The following is a 19,329-nucleotide window of genomic DNA, read 5'->3' as shown; positions in this document are numbered from 1 at the left end:
CCGCTTCTTGGCCGGTTGCGCCGCGCGGAGGGAGATTCGAGCGACGACGAGAGGACCGGCCGGCGCAGCAGCCGGCGCGATGCGGTCGCGCAGGAAGGACGGGGCGATCAGTCCGCCAACTCCCGTGTATCGAGTGGGAGTTTCCAGGAATTGCGGCGGTGTGCGGCGTCGAGCGCGTGGCGCAGGGGCGAGGGAGGTACGGCCAGCACCGGGCAGCCGGCGCGTGCGACGCAGTACCGGGTGACGGAGGGCCACAGCGCACGGCGCAGCCTGCCGCGGGCGCCCGCCCCGACCACCAGGAGATCGGCGGCATGATCGGCGGCCGCCACCAGGACCTCTCCCGGCTTGCCGCGTACGACCAGGGGCTCCAGCGGTACCCCGGGCCCGGTGCCGCCGAAGGCCGCGTCGAGGGCCTCCAGCAGCCGCGCACTCGCCATCTGGCGCCATGCGGCCAGCGACGCGGGGCACGGCCCGCCGCGGTGAGGGAAGTCGCCTCCGGGCGGCTCCCAGGCCAGTACGGCCCACAGCTCGGCACCGGTAAGGCGAGCCTCGGCCGCGGCCCGGTGCAGAGCCGTCAGGCTCCCCAGCGAACCGCTCACCCCGGCCACGACGCGCCGGCCGCCGGCTCCGCTCATGGGGCCACGCTCCTCGTCCTGTGTCGCGTTCCTGTCTCCTCCATCGAAATGCCGCCGGTGGAGCGATCGCGATGCGTTGGCGTTCCCTTTACGCAGGGAGGGGAGACCCTGACGGCTCCATGACGACACGGGGCAGGGCAGCAGCGGGCAAGTGGAGAAGCCCCCTCAGGGGCGGGGTACCGCGCAGCGACCAGGGGCGCGGGTTCCCTGATGCCGGCGGAGGGGTCAGAGATGCGGGTCAGAGATGGAAGTCAGAGATGCGGGTCAGAGATGCGTCAACGTCTTCGGATGCCCTCGCGGTATGTGCCGACGTGAAGTGACGATGCTCCTGAGAAACTCGCACGTCGTCCGGTGCCCTGCCGTATGACACCCTCCGCGGTGCCGCACGGCGTGCCTCTTTCCGAAGAGGAGTCCGTGGAGGAGTACGTGATGGCGCGGGGCAGCGATACGACCGACGCGCGGGGCCCGCGGCCCGGCAGGCTCAAGGTCTTTCTCGGGGCCGCCCCCGGGGTGGGCAAGACCTATCGGATGCTGGACGAGGGGCGGCGCCGGGCCGCGCGCGGCAAGAACGTGGTGGTGGCTTTTGCCGAGTGCCATGGCCGTTCGTCCACCGAGGCGATGCTCGAAGGGCTCGATGTACTGCCGCGCGTGACGCGCAGGTATCGCGGTGCGCACTTCACCGAGCTCGACGTGGACCGGGTGCTGGACCTGCGTCCGCAGGTGGTGCTCATCGACGAACTCGCGCACACCAACGTGCCGGGCGGCCGTCACGCCAAACGCTGGCAGGACATCGACGAACTCCTCGGCGCAGGCATCGATGTCGTGGCCACGCTCAACATCCAGCACCTGGACTCGCTCAGCGATGTGGTCGAGAAGATCACCGGTGTGCCGCAGCACGAGACCGTACCCGACGAAGTCGTCCGCCGCGCCGACCAGATCGAGCTGGTCGACCTGCCGGCCGAGGGGCTGCGCCGCCGCATGGCGCACGGCAACATCTACCCGCCCGAGAAGGTCGACGCGGCCCTGTCGCACTACTTCCGGGTCGGCAACCTCACCGCGCTGCGGGAGCTGGCGCTGCTGTGGGTGGCGGGCCGGGTGGACGAAGCGCTGCACAAATACCGGTACGAGCACAGCATCGGCCGGGTGTGGGAGACCCGCGAACGCGTGGTGGTCGCGCTCACCGGCGGCCCGGAGGGCGCGACCTTGATCCGCCGCGCCGCCCGGATCGTCTCCCGCTCCTCCGGTGGCGACCTGCTGGCCGTCCACATCACCCGCAGCGACGGCCTGTCCGGCTCCTCACCCGCCGCACTGGCAAAACAGCGACAGCTCACGGAGAGCCTCGGCGGCAGCTACCACTCGGTGGTCGGCGGCGACGTCCCCGCCGCCCTGCTGGACTTCGCCCGCGCCCAGAACGCCACGCAGTTGGTCGTGGGTGCCAGCCGTCGGGGCCGGCTGCGGCGGGTGCTGATGGCCCGCGGCGTCGGCGAGACCGTCGTCGAACTCTCCGGCGACATCGATGTCCACACGGTCACCCACGAACACGCCGGTCAGGGGAGACGATGGGCCACCCCCGGCAGCGATCTGCCGCGCTCGCGCCGCGTGGCCGGCCCGGTGGCCGGCCTCGTACTGCCCGTGCTGCTGACCCTGGCCCTGCGCGGCGTCTCCGGCCCACTCGCGCTCAACCTCACCAGCGAGGCACTGCTCTTCCTGCTGACCGTGCTGGGCGTGGCCTGCATCGGTGGCGTGGTCTCCGCGCTGCTCGCCTCGATCACGACATCCCTGCTGCTGAACTACTACTTCATCCCGCCCATCGGCCACTTCACCTTCGCCGAAGCCAATATCGTCGTCGCCCAGGCCGCCTTCACCATCGTCGCCGTCACCGTCGCCGCCATCGTCGACCGGTCACTGCGCCTGAGCCGACGGGCCGCGCGGGCGACCGCGGAAGCCGAGACCCTGACCTCGCTGGCGGGCGGCATCCTGCGCGGGGACCGGGCGGTGGCCGCCCTCCTGGAACGCACCCGCGAGACCTTCGGCATGGACAGCATCGCGCTACGACCCCGAGGGGGAGAGCCGGAGCCCGCCGCCGTAAACGGCCCGGCGTCCGACCACGATCACGATCACGACCACGATCACGACCACGACCACGACCATGAAACCAAGGTCGCCATAGGGGACGACAGTGTCCTGGTGCTCAGCGGGCGCAGCCTCCCCGCCTCCGAGCACCGCGTGCTCACCGCCTTCGCCGCGCATCTGACCGCCGCCGTCGAACGCGCCCGGCTCGCCGAGGCCGCCGCCGAGATCGAACCGGTCAAGGCCGCCAACCGCATGCGCACCGCACTGCTCGCCGCGGTCGGACACGACCTGCGTACGCCCCTGGCCGGCTGCTGGGCCGCTGTCAGCTCGCTGCGCAGCCGCGATGTGGACTTCTCACCCGAGGACCGCGAGGAACTCCTCGCCACCGCCGAGGAATCCCTTGCCAAACTCAGCCGCCTGGTCGACAACCTCCTCGACATGAGCCGGCTGCAGGCAGGTGCGCTGACCCTGCACCTGGAGACCATCGCGCTCACCGAAGTGCTCCCTACGGCGCTGGACACCCTGCCCGACTCGCCCCCGCAGATGCTCGTACGCGTAGTGACCCAGGGGCTGGAGACCGCCCCCGATGTGCTTGCGGATCCGCCGCTGCTGGAACGCGTCCTCGCCAATCTGGTCTCCAACGCGGTACGTCACTCGCCCGCCGGTCGCCCGGTCACCATCGGTGCCAGCGCGCTGGCCGGGCACGTGGAACTGCGGGTCATCGACCGTGGCCCCGGCATCCAACTTCCCGACTGGGAGCGGGCGTTCGAGCCCTTCCAGCGACTCGGTGACACCGACAACACCACCGGCCTCGGCCTCGGCCTGGCGCTCTCCCGCGGTCTCACGGAGGCGATGGGCGGCACCCTCACGCCCGAGGACACCCCCGGAGGCGGCCTGACGATGGTCGTCTCCCTGCCGGCCGCGCCGGTTCCGGTGTGCGTCAGTCCGCTGTGAGCGACGCGGAGGGCTGTCCCGTTCCCTCGGCTTCGATGACGAGCACCCGGAATAACGCCTGGTCGGGCGTCCTCAGCGCCGGTGGTCCCGCAGCGCCATCGCATCGCGCATGAGTCGTGCCCATGGCCGGCCGCACGCTGAGTGCTGAATCGAGCTTCCCCCGTCTGGCTTGTTTTCAGTGGTGGCCGCCGGTGTTCTTGATGTGTCCCAGATGGAGCGGAGGGGTGGCGCCGACCGTCCTGAATCGCATGCGTGGCCCGGTGGCGAGTGCCTCGGCGGATCGAGGCTCTCCGAGGCCGCAGTGGCGACAGCTGTCCGACCACGTCGTCCAGCCGGGTGCCATCGCCGTTTGGATTCCGTTAGGGAACCGGCCGCGGTGTTCGTACCGCATCGCATCCGCCGACACGGTGGAGCCGGTCGGGGGTGGGCAGAGAAGCGAGGAGGTTCCTGATGCGCGGAGACATGACGTGCGGAGACATGGCGTGCGGAGAGATGACGTGCCGAGACATGATGGCGGTGGTGGTGTCGTGAGCGCGGAGCGCGTTGTGGGGCTGCTGGTGGCGGCATCGCTGGTCGGGCTTCTTGTGGTCGTCGTCAAGTTCCCGGACCGCTTCTGAGGTTGGCTGCCCTCCACTCTCCCGGCACCTCTGATCTGAACGCCGGGAATCATGCGTCGCCGAGCCCGGCCTCTTCGAGGTCGAGCCTGCGTTGCAGCCGACGCCGGGTGAGGTCGCTGATGTGGTTGTCCGCGTAGAGGCGTTGGAGTGTGGCGGTCTCGGCGGCTATCACGGTGCGGCGGAGGTCCCGGTAGCCGGCGGTGGAGGCGGATGGGGCGGGCGCGTTGTCGTCGTCCTGGTCGGCGTCGGCCTGGTCGAGGCGGGCCAGGAGGCCGCGGCGCAGCTGATCAATGAGGGTGACGGGCGCGGCCTCGATGGCTTCAAGTTCGTCCAGGCAGTCCAGTCCGGCCTTGGCGAGCCCGGCTCGGGCGCGGGCTTCCTCGCGGGCGGTGTGCTCCGGCTCCAGCGCGATCTTGGACCAGCGGACGACCGGGGCGAGGGTGAAGCCCTGCAGGACGAGGGTGAAGACGACGACGCCGGTGGTCAGGACCAGGACCAGCGAGCGGTGCGGCAGCGGGCTGCCGTCGTCGGTGGCCAGGGGGATGGACAGGGCGGCGGCCAGTGGCATCACGCCCCGGGTGCCGGCCCAGGAGACCACCGCGGGGATGCGCCAGGTGACCGTGCCGTTGCCGCGGCGGCGCTGCATGACGGCGGAGAGGGGGAGGACGCCGAGGAGCCGTGCGGCGATCACGGTGGCGGCCACCGCGAGCACACCGAGCGGCCAGCTGTGCTCGTCCGCGGTCAACTGCCTTACCAGAGCCGGTAGTTCCAGGCCGATGAGGGCGAAGACGACGCTCTCGAGAAGGAAGACCACCGTGCCGTAGACGGCGTGCACCTGGAGCCGGTTGGTGGCATTGGTGAGCTTGTGGCCGGTGCTGCCGAGCACCACCCCCGCGACCACGACCGCGGTGACGCCGGAGGTGTGCAGGTCCTCGGCCAGTACGTAGGCGGCGTACGGCGTGACCAGGGCGATCACGGTTTCCAGTATCGGGTCCTCGGTTCGCCGACGGATCAGCGCCACCACACCCGCGACGGCGCCGCCGACCAGCGCCCCGCCGCCGCCCAGCACCAGGAACTGACCGCCCGCCGCGGGCAGGGTCACCGCATGCGCGGCCAGCGCGGTACCCACCGCGACCTTGAAGAGGACCAGGCTGGTGGCATCGTTGAAGAGGCTTTCGGACTGGACGAGCACCTGGATGCGCGGCGGTAGCGCGATCTTGCGTCCAAGGGCCGTCACCGCCACCGGGTCTGTGCTGGCCAGCACGGCGCCCAGGACGAAGGCCATGGTGGAGTTGAGCGGGGTGACCGCGGAGGCCACGGCGCCCACGGCCGCCGCGGTGGCCAGCACGAGGCCGAAGGCGAGAACGGTCACCGGCCGCCACACCACGCGCAGTTCGCGCCAAGGGATCTCCTCGGCCGACGCGTACAGCAGCGGCGGCAGCACGACCACGCTGATCACTTCGGGAGCGACCTGGACGTCCGGAATCCAGGGCAGCAGCCCGATGAGCAGGCCGCCGACGACGAGCAGCGAGGGAGCGGGAATGCGCCAGTGGCGGGCACCCGTGGCCACCAAAGTGGCGAACACGACGAGAAGGAGGAGGGCAGTAAGGTCGGTCACGAACTCGTCTCTCGATGGCTTCGGCTATAGCTGAACCGCCGCCGACCAGACTTCCCGGCACTCCGCAAGGAAACCTACCGGGTGTTGTCGGGTTACTTCCACAGCCTTAACGCCTTGCGTAGGCACTCGGCCTGGACGGCGTCGCCATCGCGGCCTCGGGTGCTGCTCGAGGACGGCTGTCCGGGTGTGAATGGCGAGAGACGTGACTGCCGCGCCCGGCTCCGGGTCCGCGACGAGTTCCGGTTCGAACTCCAGAGAGCCGAGCCGTGCGCCCGACACGACGAGGTCCCGCCACTGCTGGGGATCCTCGCCGTGAGCGGGCGCCGTGTGGGTTCAGCCGACGTGGACGCGGGGGCGGCGGGCGCGGTCGGGTTCGGCTTCGCGGAGGACCTCTCGGGTGACGGGGGCGACCTCGCCCTGGCCGAAGAGGAAGAAGCGGAGGAACTGGGCGAAGGGGTTGCCTTCGGTCCATTCGAAGTAGATGTGCGGCCGGGCTCCCGTGGTGTCGCGTACGTGCAGCAGCAGCGCGGCGAGGGCGTTGGAGATGGTGGAGCTCTCCAGGCAGAGCACGCGGTAGCGGCCGTGCAGGACCTCGCCGCGGACCCGCAGCTCGCTCTCGAATTCGGAGGGGTCGGAGACGGTGACCTCGACGAAGATGAGGTCGTCCTCGGCCGGGATGTCGTTGTCGGTGCGGATCTGCCGGACCTTGTCGCGGTATTCGGCCAGATCGCGCTGGTCGGGCTCGTTCGCGATGAACCGGACCTTGCGTTGGGCGATGTCGCGGACGAATCGCTCCGCCATATCGTCCAGCACCACGTTGGTCACCCGTAGTTCGAAGGCGCGGGCGACGCGGGAGAGGAAGGAGACCAGGATGATGCCGGCGATGAAGCAGGCGCCGATCTTCACGCCGTCGGGGCGCTCGATGACGTTCACGACGGTGGTGTAGAGGAAGACCAGGGAGATCACGGCGAAGCCGATGGTCCAGCCGCGCTGGCGGGCGCGGCGGGCGGCGATGGTCACGGCGATGGCGGCGGAGCTGATCAGGACCAGGACGCCGGTGGCGTAGGCGCCGCCCTGGGCATCCACGTCCGCGTTGAAGATCCAGGTCACCAGGAAGGCGACCAGGGTGAAGACCAGCACCATGGGGCGGACCGCCCGCGCCCAGTGGGGCGCCATGCCGTAGCGCGGCAGGTATTGGGGCATGAGGTTGAGGAGCCCGGCCATGGCGGAGGCGCCGGCGAACCAGAGGATGGCGATGGTGGAGACGTCGTAGACGGTGCCGAAGGCCGAGCCCAGGTACTCGTGGGCCAGGTAGGCCAGGGCGCGCCCGTTGGCCGGCCCGCCGGGCTTGAACGCGTCTTCCGGGATGAGCAGGGTCGTGATGAAGCTGGTGATGATCAGGAAGACGCTCATGATCACGGCGGAGGTGGTGAGCAACTTTTTCGCACCGCGGATCCGTCCTACCGGGCGCTCCTCGGTGTCTCCGGGGTCGCCCTCGACGTGCGGCATGACGGCCACGCCGGTCTCGAAGCCGGACAGGCCCAGCGCCAGCTTCGGGAAGACGAGGAGGGCCACGCCGACCATCGCCAGGACGTTGCCGTGCTCGGTGGTCAGCGCGCTGGACCAGTCGGTGACGACGTGCGGCGCGCTGGCCACATGCCACAGTCCGACGACGACCACGGCAACGTTGAGCCCGAGATAGAGGCCGACGAGGACGACGGCCACCCCGATCGCCTCCAGGAAGCCCTTGAGGAAGACCGCGCCGAGCAGGGCGACCAGGATCAGGGTGATGACCATCTGCTGGTTGTGCAGGAGGTTGCTGACGTGCGGGTTCTCCACCAGGTGGGTGGAGGCGTCGGCCGCCGACAGGGTGATGGTGATCAGGAAGTCGGTCGCGGCGAAGCCCAGCAGGGCCAGCACGAACAGCTTGCCCTTCCAGAAGGACAGCAGCCGCTCCAGCATCGCGATCGAGCCCTGGCCATGCGGACTCTCCTCCGCCACCCGCCGGTAGACCGGCAGCGCGCCGGCGAGGGTGACGATGACGAGGACGATGGTGGCGATCGGTGACAGGAGCCCCGCGGCGAGGGCCGCGATGCCTGGCTGATATCCGAGGGTGGAGAAGTAGTCGACGCCGGTCAGGCACATGACCCGCCACCATCGCTGCCCCTTGTGGGCGCTCTGCGGCCCGGCATGCGGCCCGGGGTGGTGCTTGGCCATGTCGGTCAGGCCTTCCAGCATCCACGCCCGCAAGCGATGCCGTACGGCGGCCCCGGGCGAAGAACCGGCAGGGTCGGAGGCGGTCATCGTGTGCTCCTGTCGTACCGCGAAAAGATCCAGCCATCGACGCGATGGCCACGTAAGGGTACGCATTCACGAGGTATTCGCCACGGTGTTCGTCAATGCGGCGGCCTCGTGTCCCCGGAACGGTGGTCAGTACGCCAGGGGCACGGCGGAGCGGATACGGCACGGCGGGGTGGGCCGGCCCGGTGGACGGGCTCCGGCTCAGGGTCTGGTGGCCGAGGTATACAGCATCAGATGACAGAGGTGCTCCTCGCCGTCGCGGAGGAAGCTGAGCCGGATACGGATCTCACATGCCTTCGCCGCCAGGGCGGGCTGTGCGGTGGCCCACCGTGTGAGATCGCGGACGGACAGTTCGTGGGCGCCGTCGAAGATGGTCGCCGAGGCGAGGGGGGTGCGGTGCGGCTTCATGGCGGCTCCTCGTTTGCGGGTGGTGTCAGGCGGTGAGCCCGGCGGCGCGGCGCGCAGGTTGTCCGGTGAAGTAGTGGACGTACTCGTGCTCCAGGCGGAAGCCGGCGGTCCAGGCGAGGAGCCGGCTGGGGCGGTTGTCGCGGGAGCAGGTCCAGCTCGGGGTGTGGCCGCGGGCGGCGATGTCCTGGCACAGGGCGGTGACGCAGGCAAGGGCGAGGCGCTGGCGGCGGTGTTCGGGGACGGTCACGCAGGCGATGTCCTCGTATCTGCTGCCGCGGAAGTACGTGCAGGCTATGGCGAGCACGCGGTCCTTTTCGAAGGCAGCCCAGCCGTGCCCGGAGGCGGCGAGTCCGGCCGGGCTGCCCCAACTGGCGTGAATCCACGCGGTGTCGGGATCCAGCGCGCCAAGCGCCGGCGCGTCCATGGGCGTCAGCCGACGTACCGTCACACCGTGGGGCGGGCGCGGAGCCGATACAGGGACGCGGTGGACGTACGCCATGCGCTCCCACGGCACGAGCAGATCGAAGGCGCTGCCCAGCAGGGGCAGGAAGCGGGCCGGGGCCTGCACATAGTGCGCAGCGAAGGGGGCGAGCGCGATCGGAGCCAGGGCGGTCGGGTCGCCGCGGAGCAGCAGGTGGTCGGCGCAGGTCACGGCCATGGCACGGGGATCGACGGCGCGGTCGGCCCACCAGCGGCCGGCTCCCGGGACCAGCGCATGCTCGGCCGGCGCTGCCGCCCCGGGGGGACCGGACACGAACCAGTCGGAGAGAAGGGGAAGTTGGTTGGCGGAGAGTTCGATCACGGGGGCTCCTTGTGACGGTCGCGGGGTGGCCCGGACGGGCCACCCTGCTCGGCTGTCAGCTCTGGCCGGCTTTGCTGCCGTGGTTGGCCTTCTTCTTGCGGCGGCTTCTCTTCTTGCGGGCGCGCTTGGACACGGGTGTACGGATCCTTCGTTCCAGGGAGGTCGCCTGGTGGCTCTTCAGGCGGTGGTGTCCTTCAGGCGTGGTGTCCTTCAGGCGTGGTGGCCGACCAGCAGGTCGGCGAGTTTGTTGAGGCGGTTGATGGTGCGGTCCTCCGTCGCGGCCTGGGCGGGCTCGACGCGCTGGTCGCGGTCGTAGTAGGCGCCGTTGACGATCTCGGTGGCCGGGTCGCAGAGGCGTACGACATGGGCGGCGCCCTCTGCCGCGGTCCCACCGTTGACTGCGTAGAGGGGGAGCAGGTCCGTCTCGCAGACGCCGGGGTGAACGGAGACGGCCGTCACCCGCGGGTCGGCGGCGAAGACGGTGAGCGCGAGCTGTGACTGGGCGTAGGCCGCGAGCCGGGAGTAGCGGCGGGCGCGGTGTGGGTCGCTCCACTGGATGGAGGCGGTGCGGTGCAGTGAGGAGGACACGTTGACGACACGGCTGCCCGGGGTGCTGGTGAGGGCGGGCTCCAGGAGGCAGGTGAGCAGGTAGTGGGCGAGGAAGTTGACCTGGAAGGCGATCTCGTTGCCGTCGTCGGTGAGGGTGTGGCGCTCGGGCGCGGCCGTGGCGGCGTTGTTGACCAGGACGTCCAGGTGCGGGTGCTCGGCGAGGACCCGCCGCGCCATGGCTTCGACCTCCTCCAGGTGGGTGAAGTCCCCGGCGAATCCGCAGAGTTGGGTGGCGTCGATGCCCGCGACGGCAATGAGTTTGTCGGTGGCGGCCTGCGCGTCTTCGGCGGTGCGGCCGTGCACCAGGACGGTGGCGCCGCGCCCGGCGAGCTGCCGGGCGGTCTCGTAGCCGATGCCGGAGGTGGCGCCGGTCACCAGGACGGTACGGGAGGAAAGGTCGGAAGCGGACATGATCCATTCCAGGAAGGGAGACGAAAGGGATGGCACACCCAGCGGCCCCGTCAAGGGCTGAGGGCGTGCGGGTACAAAAAGGGGCGCCGGATCAGGTCACGGCGCCCCGTAGGGATGCGGGAGACGTCTCAGCAGGAGGCGGAGGTCTCCAGGCAGCGCGGCGCGCGACACGGATCCGCCGGATGAGGCGGGCGGTCGAGGAGGAGCCAGGCGCTGTTCACATCACCCATCAAATGCCGTGCCGCACCCGGCTTCAAGAGAACCACCCGGCTCTTGACACACCCCTGATGAGCCGTGGTTTTCGGCTCGCCACCGCCACCGCGACCGCCACCGCCACCGCCACCGCGACAACTGGCAGCGTCGGTGAGAGCAGCATGACCAAGACGCCCCCGGTGAGGAACGCGCGGTCCGGACCCAGGCGTTCCAGGTCGTGAATGACGACGGTGTGCGGCTCGACGGATGGCTGAGTCCACCCGGGCTACGGGAGCCCAGCGGGCTGCTCCGCGGCAGCGGCTCGCAAGGAGAGGACCATGGTCAGACCGCCTCCGGGCGTGTCCTCGGGGGTGAGGGTGCCGCCCATCGCCTCGGCCAGACCACGGGAGAGCGCGAGCCCGAGTCCCAGGCCGGTGGTGTTGTCGTTGTCGCCGAGACGCTGGAAGGGCACGAAGATCCGGTCCCGGTCTTCCGGACGCAGGCCGGGCCCCCGGTCGATGACCCTCAGCTCGACCCGCGGGCCGAGGGCGCTGGCGCTGATCAGCACCCGCTGGTGTTCGGGTGAGTGGCGTACGGCGTTGATCACCAGGTTGGCGATGACGCGCTCCAGTAGCGGCGGATCCGCGAGCACGTCGCAGATCTCGGCCAGTCCCTGGGACTCGATCGGCACCGACGCCGCGGAGAGGGTGTCGAGTGCCAGGGGGAGGACGTCCGCGAACGCCGTGGGCTGAAGGTGCAACGTCAGGGCGCCGGCCCGGAGGCGGCTCATGTCGAGGAGGTTGTCCACCAGGCGGTTGAGCTTGACGAGCGACTCGTCGGCCGTCGCCAGCAGCTCGTCCCGTTCCGCCGCGGTGAAGTCCACGTCCGTGCTGCGCAGCGAGCTGATGGCGGCCCGTCCGCCGGCCAGTGGCGTCCGCAGGTCGTGGCTGACCGCGGCGAGCAGCGCCGTACGCATCCGGTCCGCCGCCTTGACGGGTTCGACTTCGGCGGCGGCTTCCGTGAGGCGGGCGTGGTCCAGTGCGGCGGCGAGGTGCGCGGCGAAGGCGGTCAGGACGCGGTGCTCGGAGGCCGGAAGGGTGCGGCCCCGTAGGACGAGCACGCGGTCCGGCCCGGCAGGCACCTTCACCAGGCCGTCGCCACCATCAAGCGCTTCGGTCTCCTGATCCGCACGCGGGACGAGTTCGGCCGACTCCATGCCGAAGGTCTCACGGGTGCGCTCCAGGAGCATCGACACCGCTTGGTCACCCCGGAGGATGTTCCCGGCCATGGACGAGAGGGTCTCCGCCTCCGCGGTGGCGGACGCCGCGCGCCGTGCCAGGCGCAACGAGCGGTCGACGAGCGCGGCGACCGTGACGGCGACCACCACGAACACGGCAAGGGCGAGCGCGTTGTTGGGCTCGGTGATGGTGAATTGCCCGCTCGGCGGGATGAAGTAGTAGTTGAGCAGCAGCGACGCGGTGAGCGAGGCGAGCAGCGCGGAGACCACACCGCCGAGGCAGGCCACGCCGATGACGGTGACCAGAAAGAGCAGGGCCTCGCTGGTCAGGTTGAGCGTGCCGCGGACATTGGCGAGGACGGCGGTCAGCAGCAGGGGGAGGACGAGGCCGGCCACCGGTCCCGCGACGCGGCGCGAGTGCGGCAGCTGCCGGCCGGGTACGGGCAACCGGCGTCCTCGGCCGGCTCGTTCGTGGGTGACCATGTGGACGTCGATGTCGCCGGAGAGCTCGACCGTGTCCTCGCCGATCCCGCGCGGCGCCACCAGGCGGGACAGCCAGCTGCGGCGGCTGGTGCCCAGGACGAGCTGGGTGGCGTTCTCGGCACGGGCGAAGTCCAGCAGCGCGGTGGGCACATGGTCCCCGACGACCGAGTGGTAGCTGCCGCCCAGGCTCTCGACCAGTTCGCGTTGTTTGGCGAGGGCGGCGGGGGAGGCATCCGCCAGGCCGTCGCTGCGGGCGACGTGTACGGCCAGCAGGTCGCCGCCAGAGATGGGGGTCCCCCCTGCTCGAACGGAGTTGAGAGCTCGGGGGAGGTCCGCGATGCGTTCGGCCCGGCGGATCAGCGTCTCGCCTTCCGGGCCGCCGGTGAGCGCCACCACGACGCGTTCCCGGGTCTCCCACACCGTGCCGATGCCGTGCTCGGAGCGGTACTTCTGCAGGGTCTCGTCCACCCGCCCGGCCACCCACAGGAGCGCGAGCTCCCGCAGGGCCGTCAGATTGCCGACGCGGAAGTAGTGCGCGAGCGCCGCGTCGACCTTCTCCGGCCGGTAGATGTTGCCGTGCGCCATGCGCCGGCGCAGCGCCTCGGCGGGCATGTCGACCAGCTCGATCTGGTGGGCGCGGCGGACCACCTCGTCGGGGACGGTCTCCCGCTGCGGGACGCCGGTGATCTTCTCCACGACATCGTTGAGCGATTCCAGATGCTGGATGTTGACCGTGGTGACGACATCGATGCCCGCCGCGAGCAGCTCGTCGATGTCCTGCCACCGCTTGGTGTGGCGGCCGCCGGGAATGTTGGAGTGCGGCAGCTCGTCGACCAGTGCGACCTCGGGGCGGCGTTCGAGCACACGGTCGAGATCCAGCTCGCTGAAGGTGCCCCCCCGGTACGCGCGGTGCGTCCGGGGCAGCACCTCCAGCCCTTCCAGCATCTCCTCGGTGTGCGGCCGGGCATGGCACTCGGCGTACGCCACCACGACATCGGTGCCGCGCCGGGCCCGGCGACGCCCCTCGTCCAGCATCCGGTAGGTCTTGCCGACCCCGGGCGCCGCCCCGAGAAACACCTTGAGCTTTCCTTGCCGTACGCCGCCTACGCCTGACGTATCGGCCGCGACCACCCTCGGCGCCACCAAAAGCTTCTCCCTCACCGGTCCTGCACAGTCCCACGTCGCCCTGGTGCTGCGAGGGGGGACCCCGGGTGGCCGAGCGGCATAGGTGGTGATCCATGGTCACATCAGCCCGGCGAGATCGTGGTTGAGCTCGACGATGTTGACGTTTTCCTGACCCAGGAACCCCAGGACGCGGCCCTGGACGTGGTCGGCGACCAGCTTCCCGACCGTGGCGGGGGTGATGCGGCGGGCCTTCGCCACACGTCTGACCTGCTCGTATGCGTACGCCGGGGAGACCGCCGGGTCGAGTCCGGAGCCGCAGCACCGAGACCCGACCTGGTGCGGGAACGCGGTGTCCAGCGCGCCGTAGTCGAGCGGCAGCCCGGCGAAGTGGCCGGCGGGGAGGAGGGCCGGCGACCGGTCCAGGACCGGCTCCAGCCGGCCCCGGCAGTCCAGCACCTCGATGTCGGTGTCCACGGCTCCCCCTACAGCTTCATGCCGTGCCGGGTGAGGTACCAGTTGTGCCACGTGAGCAGCCCGCCGAGCATCACCAGCCAGAGCACGGTGCTGGTGAGCGGGAAGGAGTCCACCGGGATCGTGTACGCCAGCACCACCCGGAGCACCGCGTCGAGCAGGAAGACCGCGCCCCACACCGCCGTGACCAGCCGCAGGTGGTGACGGAACGTCGGCTCCGCGTCCCACCGCGCCTCCCATGCGGCCAGTCCGGCCTCGCCGACCTTGGCGATGACGATGCCGCGCGAGGCCGTCATGATGAACGGGCGCCGGGTGAGCAGCGTGCCGAGCACCCAGAGTCCGATCGCGGCGGTCAGCCAGCTGTCCCTGATCATCAGCACCCGCGGGCTGCCGGTGATCAGGGACAGCAGCGTTCCGACCACCACCAGGCTCAGCGTGAACACCGCCATCGCCTCGACGCGCCGCTGCCGCACGATGCCGTAGCCGATCCACGGCAGCAGCAGGAGGCCGCCGACGACCATCGAGAGCCACTGGCCGGCGCCCGCCGCGCGCAGCCCGTAGTAGGAGCCGAGCGGGAGGACGAGCTCGAAGAGCAGCTGCGCGGCGAGCCGCCGGCGCAGTGCCGCCGTGCGGCGTCGGGCGGGCGCCACGGCGGCCCCGTCCGGGTCGGTCCGCGGTGCCTGGCGCGTTGCCATGGTGTGTGCCCCCGTATCCGCTGCGGTCATGACGTCTTCCTGGTGGCGCGGTCGAACAGGTCCGCCAACTCCCGGCCGGCGGCCCGCACATCGAGATCGGGATCGTGGGTGGCGCGGCGCACCACGTCGTCGATGGCGGCGCGGATCGCCCGCATCATCACCCACGGGTCGAAGTCGCGGAACTCGCCCGCGCGTTGCGCCTTGCGGATCTGCTCCACCTGGACGGCGAGGTTCGCCTCCGTCGTGTCGAGGAAAGCGACCATGCCGGGGTCGCCGCCGCGGAGGTTGGCGAGGATCTCGACGACCGCCGCGAGGTGGTTCGGATACTCGGCGAACAGGTCGAGGTTGCCCTCGATGGAGGCGCGCAGGCGGGCCGCGTAGCTCTCGTGGGCCTCGATGCGGGGACGGACGTATCCCTCCGCGAGCCGTATCACCTCGGCGACGACCTCGCGCATCAGGTCGTCCCGCCCGTCGAAGTGGTAGGAGATCATCCCCGTGCTGCTCAGCCCGGCGCGCTCCGCGATCTTCGCGAACGAGGCCCGGTGGTAGCCGACGTCGGCGATGACGTCGATCGCCGCGGCGACGATCTGGGCGCGGCGGCCCGTCTCCGTGAACGAGGACCTGGTCTTGCGTCCCACCGTTTGCTTGCCCGAGCTATTACTTGCTTGCATGAGCAAGACGCTAGCGCGGTTTGCTCACCCGAGCAAGACGGTGGGGGCGCGACGCCCCGCTACGGCGTGAGGCGGCGAGGGCGTCCGGAGCCAGGGCATTCGGGTCGCCGCGGAGGAGCGTATGGCCGCCGAAAACGGCGGGACCCGAAGAGCGCCGCGGGCCGCCTCGCTCCGGTGTGCCCGCGTCCGCCGGTGCGCACGCCTCGGCGTCAGGAGGGGCAGGCGTTCTTGGAGGCGTTGCGGTAGGTGCGGTAGAGGGGGAGCGGGGGCTGATCGGCGGGGCGGGTGGCTGTGGGGTACTCGACGACGGGTACGGGCTTGCAGACGGCCCACTGGTCGTTCTTGCGCGGGCCCTCGAAGCCGTAGGTTCCGCCGGCGCCGACCAGGCAGGAGCTGCAGGCGTTGCCGGCGATGGTCGGAATGATGAGGGTGTTGTAGACGTCGTCCTTGGTGGGGAGGCGGAGGGTTCCCGGGGGTTGCTTGCCGTCCTCGTTGATCTCGGTGAAGGTGCGGTCCACGGCGTCGGCGAGCAGGGTGAAGGCGTCGTGGTACATGACCGCATAGCCGTCATCGAGCGGTTTGGTGCCCAGTTTGTGCTGCTTCTTCAGCTCCTCGAAGCGGTCGAGGAAACGCCCGAGCGCCTTCTCGGGCTTCTTCTTGCCGTCCCACGAGGCGGGGTCGACGGAGGACGCGTCGACGATCGTGGCCTGCGCCTCGTCCAGCCAGCGCGTGGGTGCGTCGGCGGTGAGGGTGGGCTCCAGGCCGATGCCGACTTTGAGGATGCGCAGCTTGGTTGTGCGCCCGCAGTTGCCCTCCTGGGCCAGGCGCTCGATGAAGGCGGGCAGGTCCTGGTCGCGGCCGGCGAAGAAGACGGTGTCGGACTTCTCGGTGCAGATCTTCTGCACGGCGTCGGTGAACCGCTGGGGGATGCCCTTGTCTGTTCCGGATGATCCGGTGAAGTTCGAGTTGTGGTTCGTCAGGTCGTACGCGTCACCGAAGTGCTTCTCGAAGACGCCGCGCAGATTCTGCGAGTAGACGTCCTCACTGCGGTTGTCCCAGACCAGGAACCCCTTGTGCTGCTGCGGCCGCTTGGCCAGGTAGAGCGTGAGGGCGCGGGCGAACTGGTCGTTGTTCGGCGAGGTCTTGAAGAAGTACGGGGAGTTCATCGTGGCCGCGGTGATGACAGGGCCGACGGTGGGGATGCTGTCCTTGCTGAGCGCGGCAATCGTCTTCCGCGTCTCCGGTGTACTGCTCGGGATGCCGGTCACGCCGATCAGCGGTGCCCGGGTGTCCTTGGCCAGCTCGGCAAGGCGCGCGACGACGGGCTGCCACGCGTCGAGGTTGCGGCCGTCGGGGGCGAGCAGCAGCTGGTAGTGCGGTCCGCTGAAGCGGTTGGCCTGCCGCTGGGCGGCCAGGGCGCCGGCAAGTCCGCGGCGGATCATGTCCGTGGTCATGGCGCTGTGCTCGTCCGCGGTGAAGGGCATCATCAGCGCGATACGGACGTAGGGGATCTTGGGACCGCCCGACGGGGATTCCCAGTCCTGCTTCACCCGGGCGTTCTCGGCCGCCACCGCCTCGAGGAGACTCTCGACGCCCGGGTCCGCCTCGAAGGCGCCCGCGGTGACGCCGACGCAGTCCCCGCCGATGTCCCGCAGATCGGCACCGCACCGGCCGGGGCCCCGCGCGAAGCTGACGATGACGGCGATCACGGCCGCGGTCAGCGCGCAGAGCCCGAGCACGGCCAGCCACTCGACCGGCCCCCACTCGCGCGGATGACGACGGAACAGACGGACCAGCATGCTTCCTCACTCACCGGGGATGGGGAAGGGGCGCTTCTTCCGTGCCGCCGCAGGCCAGCTGCGGGCGGCCTGGCCCAGGACGGCGTGCCAGGACGGATGCCGCGGCGAGAGGTACGCCAGCTCCTCGCCGACCGCCCTGCACATATCGGGGTCCGGATCGGCGTGCGGCTCGGACACCTGCCACAGGGCGTGCAGCAGCCGGTTGACGCAGCGCTCGGTCTCGTGCAGCTCCGCGTACCGGCCGTCGTGCGCGCCGAGTGCGATCTGCATCCGCTGGTCGCTCCACTCGCCGGCGGGGGGCGCGGGCGGCGTGGGCGCGGTGGCGGCGTAGTGCAGGCACCGCAGCCAGTGCGCGGCGGCCTGTTCGTCCTGCTCCGACTGGAACTCCTCCGCCAGCGTGGCCACCACCGTCTCGGCGTTTCCGGCCGCGAGCGTGTGCCGCAGCACGTCCGCCTCCCCGCTCTCGCCGCGCTGGGCGTGGTGCATCCGCAGAAAGCGGTGGATCTCCTGCCATCCCCGGCCGTCATCGGGCCCGCGCGAGGTGCGCCGCGCCTCGTGGACGAGCAGCGTCTGCAGCAGCGCGTCGGTGACCAACGGCCGGTCGGGACGGGTGAGTTGCTGCCACTGCTGCTCTTCGAGGTAGTCGGTGGCGGAGTTGGCGGGCAGCTGATCGGGCCCCTGGAGACGCAGATGGCCGGCCAGCGCCTCCGCCGCCGTGCTGTCGCGAGCGAGCGAGAGCAGGGTCAGCCGGTCGCGCTGGCGCCGGTCCGGAAGCAGCCGTTCCAGGAGCGCTTCGGTGACGGGGTGGCCGTCCTTCGTGGTCAGTTCGAGGAGGCCTCGCGGGCCCACGCTGCCGCCGTCCTCAGTGGCGTCCAGGACCGCCGCGCACAGCACCGTTGTCGCCGCGGGATGCCCGCCGGTCAGGGAGTGCACGGCGGAGGCCAGATAGGGGTGGAGCGGTCGGGCGGGCCGGTCCGGCACCAGAAGGGGCAGGATGTCATCCCGGCTCAGCGGGGTGAGGGGGACTGCGAGCAGCCCGGCGGACGGGGCGAGGCCCTTGCGCTCCCAGCCGGAGGATTTCACGAGGTCGGGGAGGTCGCGGCGGACCGCGGCGGGCGCATTCTCCGGTACGTCGCCGAGCCGGGTGGCCACGACGACGAGTTCCTCGCGGTCGGGGCGTTCGGGCATCGCGCGGTGCTCAAGGAGCAGCTCGAGGAAGTCCTGCCCCGCCGCGCAGTGCGTGTCGTCCAGCAGGATGAGCGGCCAGGGTTCACGGTTCCAGCGCTGCAGCCTGCCGTAAGAGGCGGCGACATCGTGGAGGAAGGCGGCCATCAGGCTCTGCTCGGCCGCGTGCCGGTAGTCGCCGCCCTGCTGGAACCACTCCCCGAGCAGCACCAGCGGATCCTGGCCCTTCGCGCCCTGCGGAAAGCGGCGCCGGTACCACTCCTGTGCCGCGGCCGGCTCATACCGCTCGGCGTACTCCGCCACCACGGCGGCAGTGACCGCACTTTGACTCCGTGCCGCGTCGAGGGCCGTGCCGAGGGCCTCCAGGCGGCCTTCGACGGCGATGGCCCAGGCATGCCGCAGCGCGTTCTCGTCCCCGCCCTCGAGGCGGCAGGCGAGCAGCAGCCGGGCGTACCGCAGACACGCCGCATCCCGCTGCTCGGCGCTGCCGTGCTGCCAGCCGGAGACGGCGAACAGGCCGGGCACCAGGACGGGGAAGCGCCGGCGCAGCTCGGGCGCGAGCCCGCACACCAGCTCCGCCAGGACCTCGACGAGGGTCGAGGCTTCGGCAGCCGTACCGTCGGCCGGGGCGGGCGGGAAGGTGCCGGATTCGGCTGCCACGGACCTGACGTGGGCGAGCGGCAGGCGGCCCGTGTAGCGCGCCGCCAGTTCCTTGAGGACGGCGCTGCGCCCCATGCCGTGGTGCCCCGTCACCAGCACCACGGGCAGGTCATGCTGGTGCTCCCGGGGCGCACGGGACCTCTCGTCATAGGCCAGGCCCGTGAGCCGGGGGATGAGCGAGCGCAGCAGCGGGTCCCGGCCATAGAGCGGTGACCCTTCCGATAAGGGCATCTGGCTGCGTCCCGCCTCCGTTGTCCGTTGGTGCCCGGCAGCCGGAACCTGGGAGGCGGGCGGTACCGTTCCCCCGAGACATCAGCCGCTGACATCCGTACCAACTCAACCTGGAGTCATAGAACTTACCGGCCCCGCAAACCTCCCGCCAG

13 protein-coding genes are annotated in these 19,329 nt (G+C 70.7%); 1 reads left to right on the top strand and 12 read right to left on the bottom strand.

The features are described 5' to 3' along the window. Positions 1 to 107: 107 nt before the first annotated feature. The gene (locus ACZ4S3_RS01350; protein WP_467924350.1) at positions 108 to 635 is read right to left on the bottom strand and encodes a universal stress protein; all 528 of its coding nucleotides are present in this window, start codon (positions 633 to 635) and stop codon (positions 108 to 110) included. Between the two features lie 429 nt (positions 636 to 1,064). Between ACZ4S3_RS01350 and ACZ4S3_RS01345 the strand changes: the two genes are divergently transcribed. After that, positions 1,065 to 3,662, top strand: coding sequence for a sensor histidine kinase (locus ACZ4S3_RS01345; protein ID WP_467925195.1), 2,598 nt, complete (start codon positions 1,065 to 1,067; stop codon positions 3,660 to 3,662). A 666-nt stretch (positions 3,663 to 4,328) separates the two neighbouring features. Here ACZ4S3_RS01345 and ACZ4S3_RS01340 read toward each other — a convergent pair. From ACZ4S3_RS01340 to ACZ4S3_RS01290, 11 genes are all read right to left on the bottom strand, one after another. Beyond that, positions 4,329 to 5,897 (bottom strand): Na+/H+ antiporter, encoded by a 1,569-nt coding sequence (locus ACZ4S3_RS01340; RefSeq protein ID WP_467924348.1) that lies wholly within the window; start codon positions 5,895 to 5,897, stop codon positions 4,329 to 4,331. Positions 5,898 to 6,230: 333 nt separating this feature from the next. Beyond that, positions 6,231 to 8,201 carry an APC family permease gene (locus tag ACZ4S3_RS01335; protein WP_467924346.1) on the bottom strand — a complete coding sequence of 657 codons (1,971 nt, stop codon included), beginning with the start codon at positions 8,199 to 8,201 and terminating at the stop codon, positions 6,231 to 6,233. Positions 8,202 to 8,399: 198 nt separating this feature from the next. Next, on the bottom strand, positions 8,400 to 8,606 hold the full coding sequence (locus tag ACZ4S3_RS01330) for a hypothetical protein (RefSeq protein WP_467924344.1): 207 nt from the start codon (positions 8,604 to 8,606) through the stop codon (positions 8,400 to 8,402). 25 nt (positions 8,607 to 8,631) lie between these two features. Then, on the bottom strand, positions 8,632 to 9,408 hold the full coding sequence (locus ACZ4S3_RS01325) for a GNAT family N-acetyltransferase (protein WP_467924342.1): 777 nt from the start codon (positions 9,406 to 9,408) through the stop codon (positions 8,632 to 8,634). Positions 9,409 to 9,618: 210 nt separating this feature from the next. Beyond that, positions 9,619 to 10,428, bottom strand: a complete 810-nt coding sequence (locus ACZ4S3_RS01320) for an SDR family NAD(P)-dependent oxidoreductase (protein ID WP_467924340.1) — start codon at positions 10,426 to 10,428, stop codon at positions 9,619 to 9,621. A 478-nt stretch (positions 10,429 to 10,906) separates the two neighbouring features. Then, a complete protein-coding gene (locus ACZ4S3_RS01315) occupies positions 10,907 to 13,483 on the bottom strand; it encodes a sensor histidine kinase (RefSeq protein WP_467925193.1) in 2,577 nt (858 codons plus the stop codon). A gap of 99 nt (positions 13,484 to 13,582) precedes the next feature. Beyond that, on the bottom strand, positions 13,583 to 13,939 hold the full coding sequence (locus ACZ4S3_RS01310; protein WP_467924338.1) for a potassium-transporting ATPase subunit C: 357 nt from the start codon (positions 13,937 to 13,939) through the stop codon (positions 13,583 to 13,585). An 8-nt stretch (positions 13,940 to 13,947) separates the two neighbouring features. Then, the gene (locus tag ACZ4S3_RS01305) at positions 13,948 to 14,661 is read right to left on the bottom strand and encodes a VC0807 family protein (RefSeq protein WP_467924336.1); all 714 of its coding nucleotides are present in this window, start codon (positions 14,659 to 14,661) and stop codon (positions 13,948 to 13,950) included. Then, the gene (locus tag ACZ4S3_RS01300; RefSeq protein ID WP_467924335.1) at positions 14,658 to 15,302 is read right to left on the bottom strand and encodes a TetR/AcrR family transcriptional regulator; all 645 of its coding nucleotides are present in this window, start codon (positions 15,300 to 15,302) and stop codon (positions 14,658 to 14,660) included. The genes ACZ4S3_RS01305 and ACZ4S3_RS01300 overlap by 4 nt, the downstream gene beginning before the upstream one ends. Positions 15,303 to 15,511: 209 nt before the next feature. Continuing rightward, positions 15,512 to 17,101: a type 1 periplasmic-binding domain-containing protein gene (locus ACZ4S3_RS01295; RefSeq protein ID WP_467924333.1), complete on the bottom strand. Its 1,590-nt coding sequence runs from the start codon at positions 17,099 to 17,101 to the stop codon at positions 15,512 to 15,514. Positions 17,102 to 17,107: 6 nt separating this feature from the next. Then, positions 17,108 to 19,177 carry a P-loop NTPase family protein gene (locus ACZ4S3_RS01290; protein ID WP_467924331.1) on the bottom strand — a complete coding sequence of 690 codons (2,070 nt, stop codon included), beginning with the start codon at positions 19,175 to 19,177 and terminating at the stop codon, positions 17,108 to 17,110. Positions 19,178 to 19,329 lie beyond the last annotated feature (152 nt).

This window comes from Streptomyces sp. NPDC028368, assembly GCF_055565615.1.
Note: the sequence above shows the minus strand (reverse complement) of the source record. Positions and strands in the feature narration are given on the sequence as shown.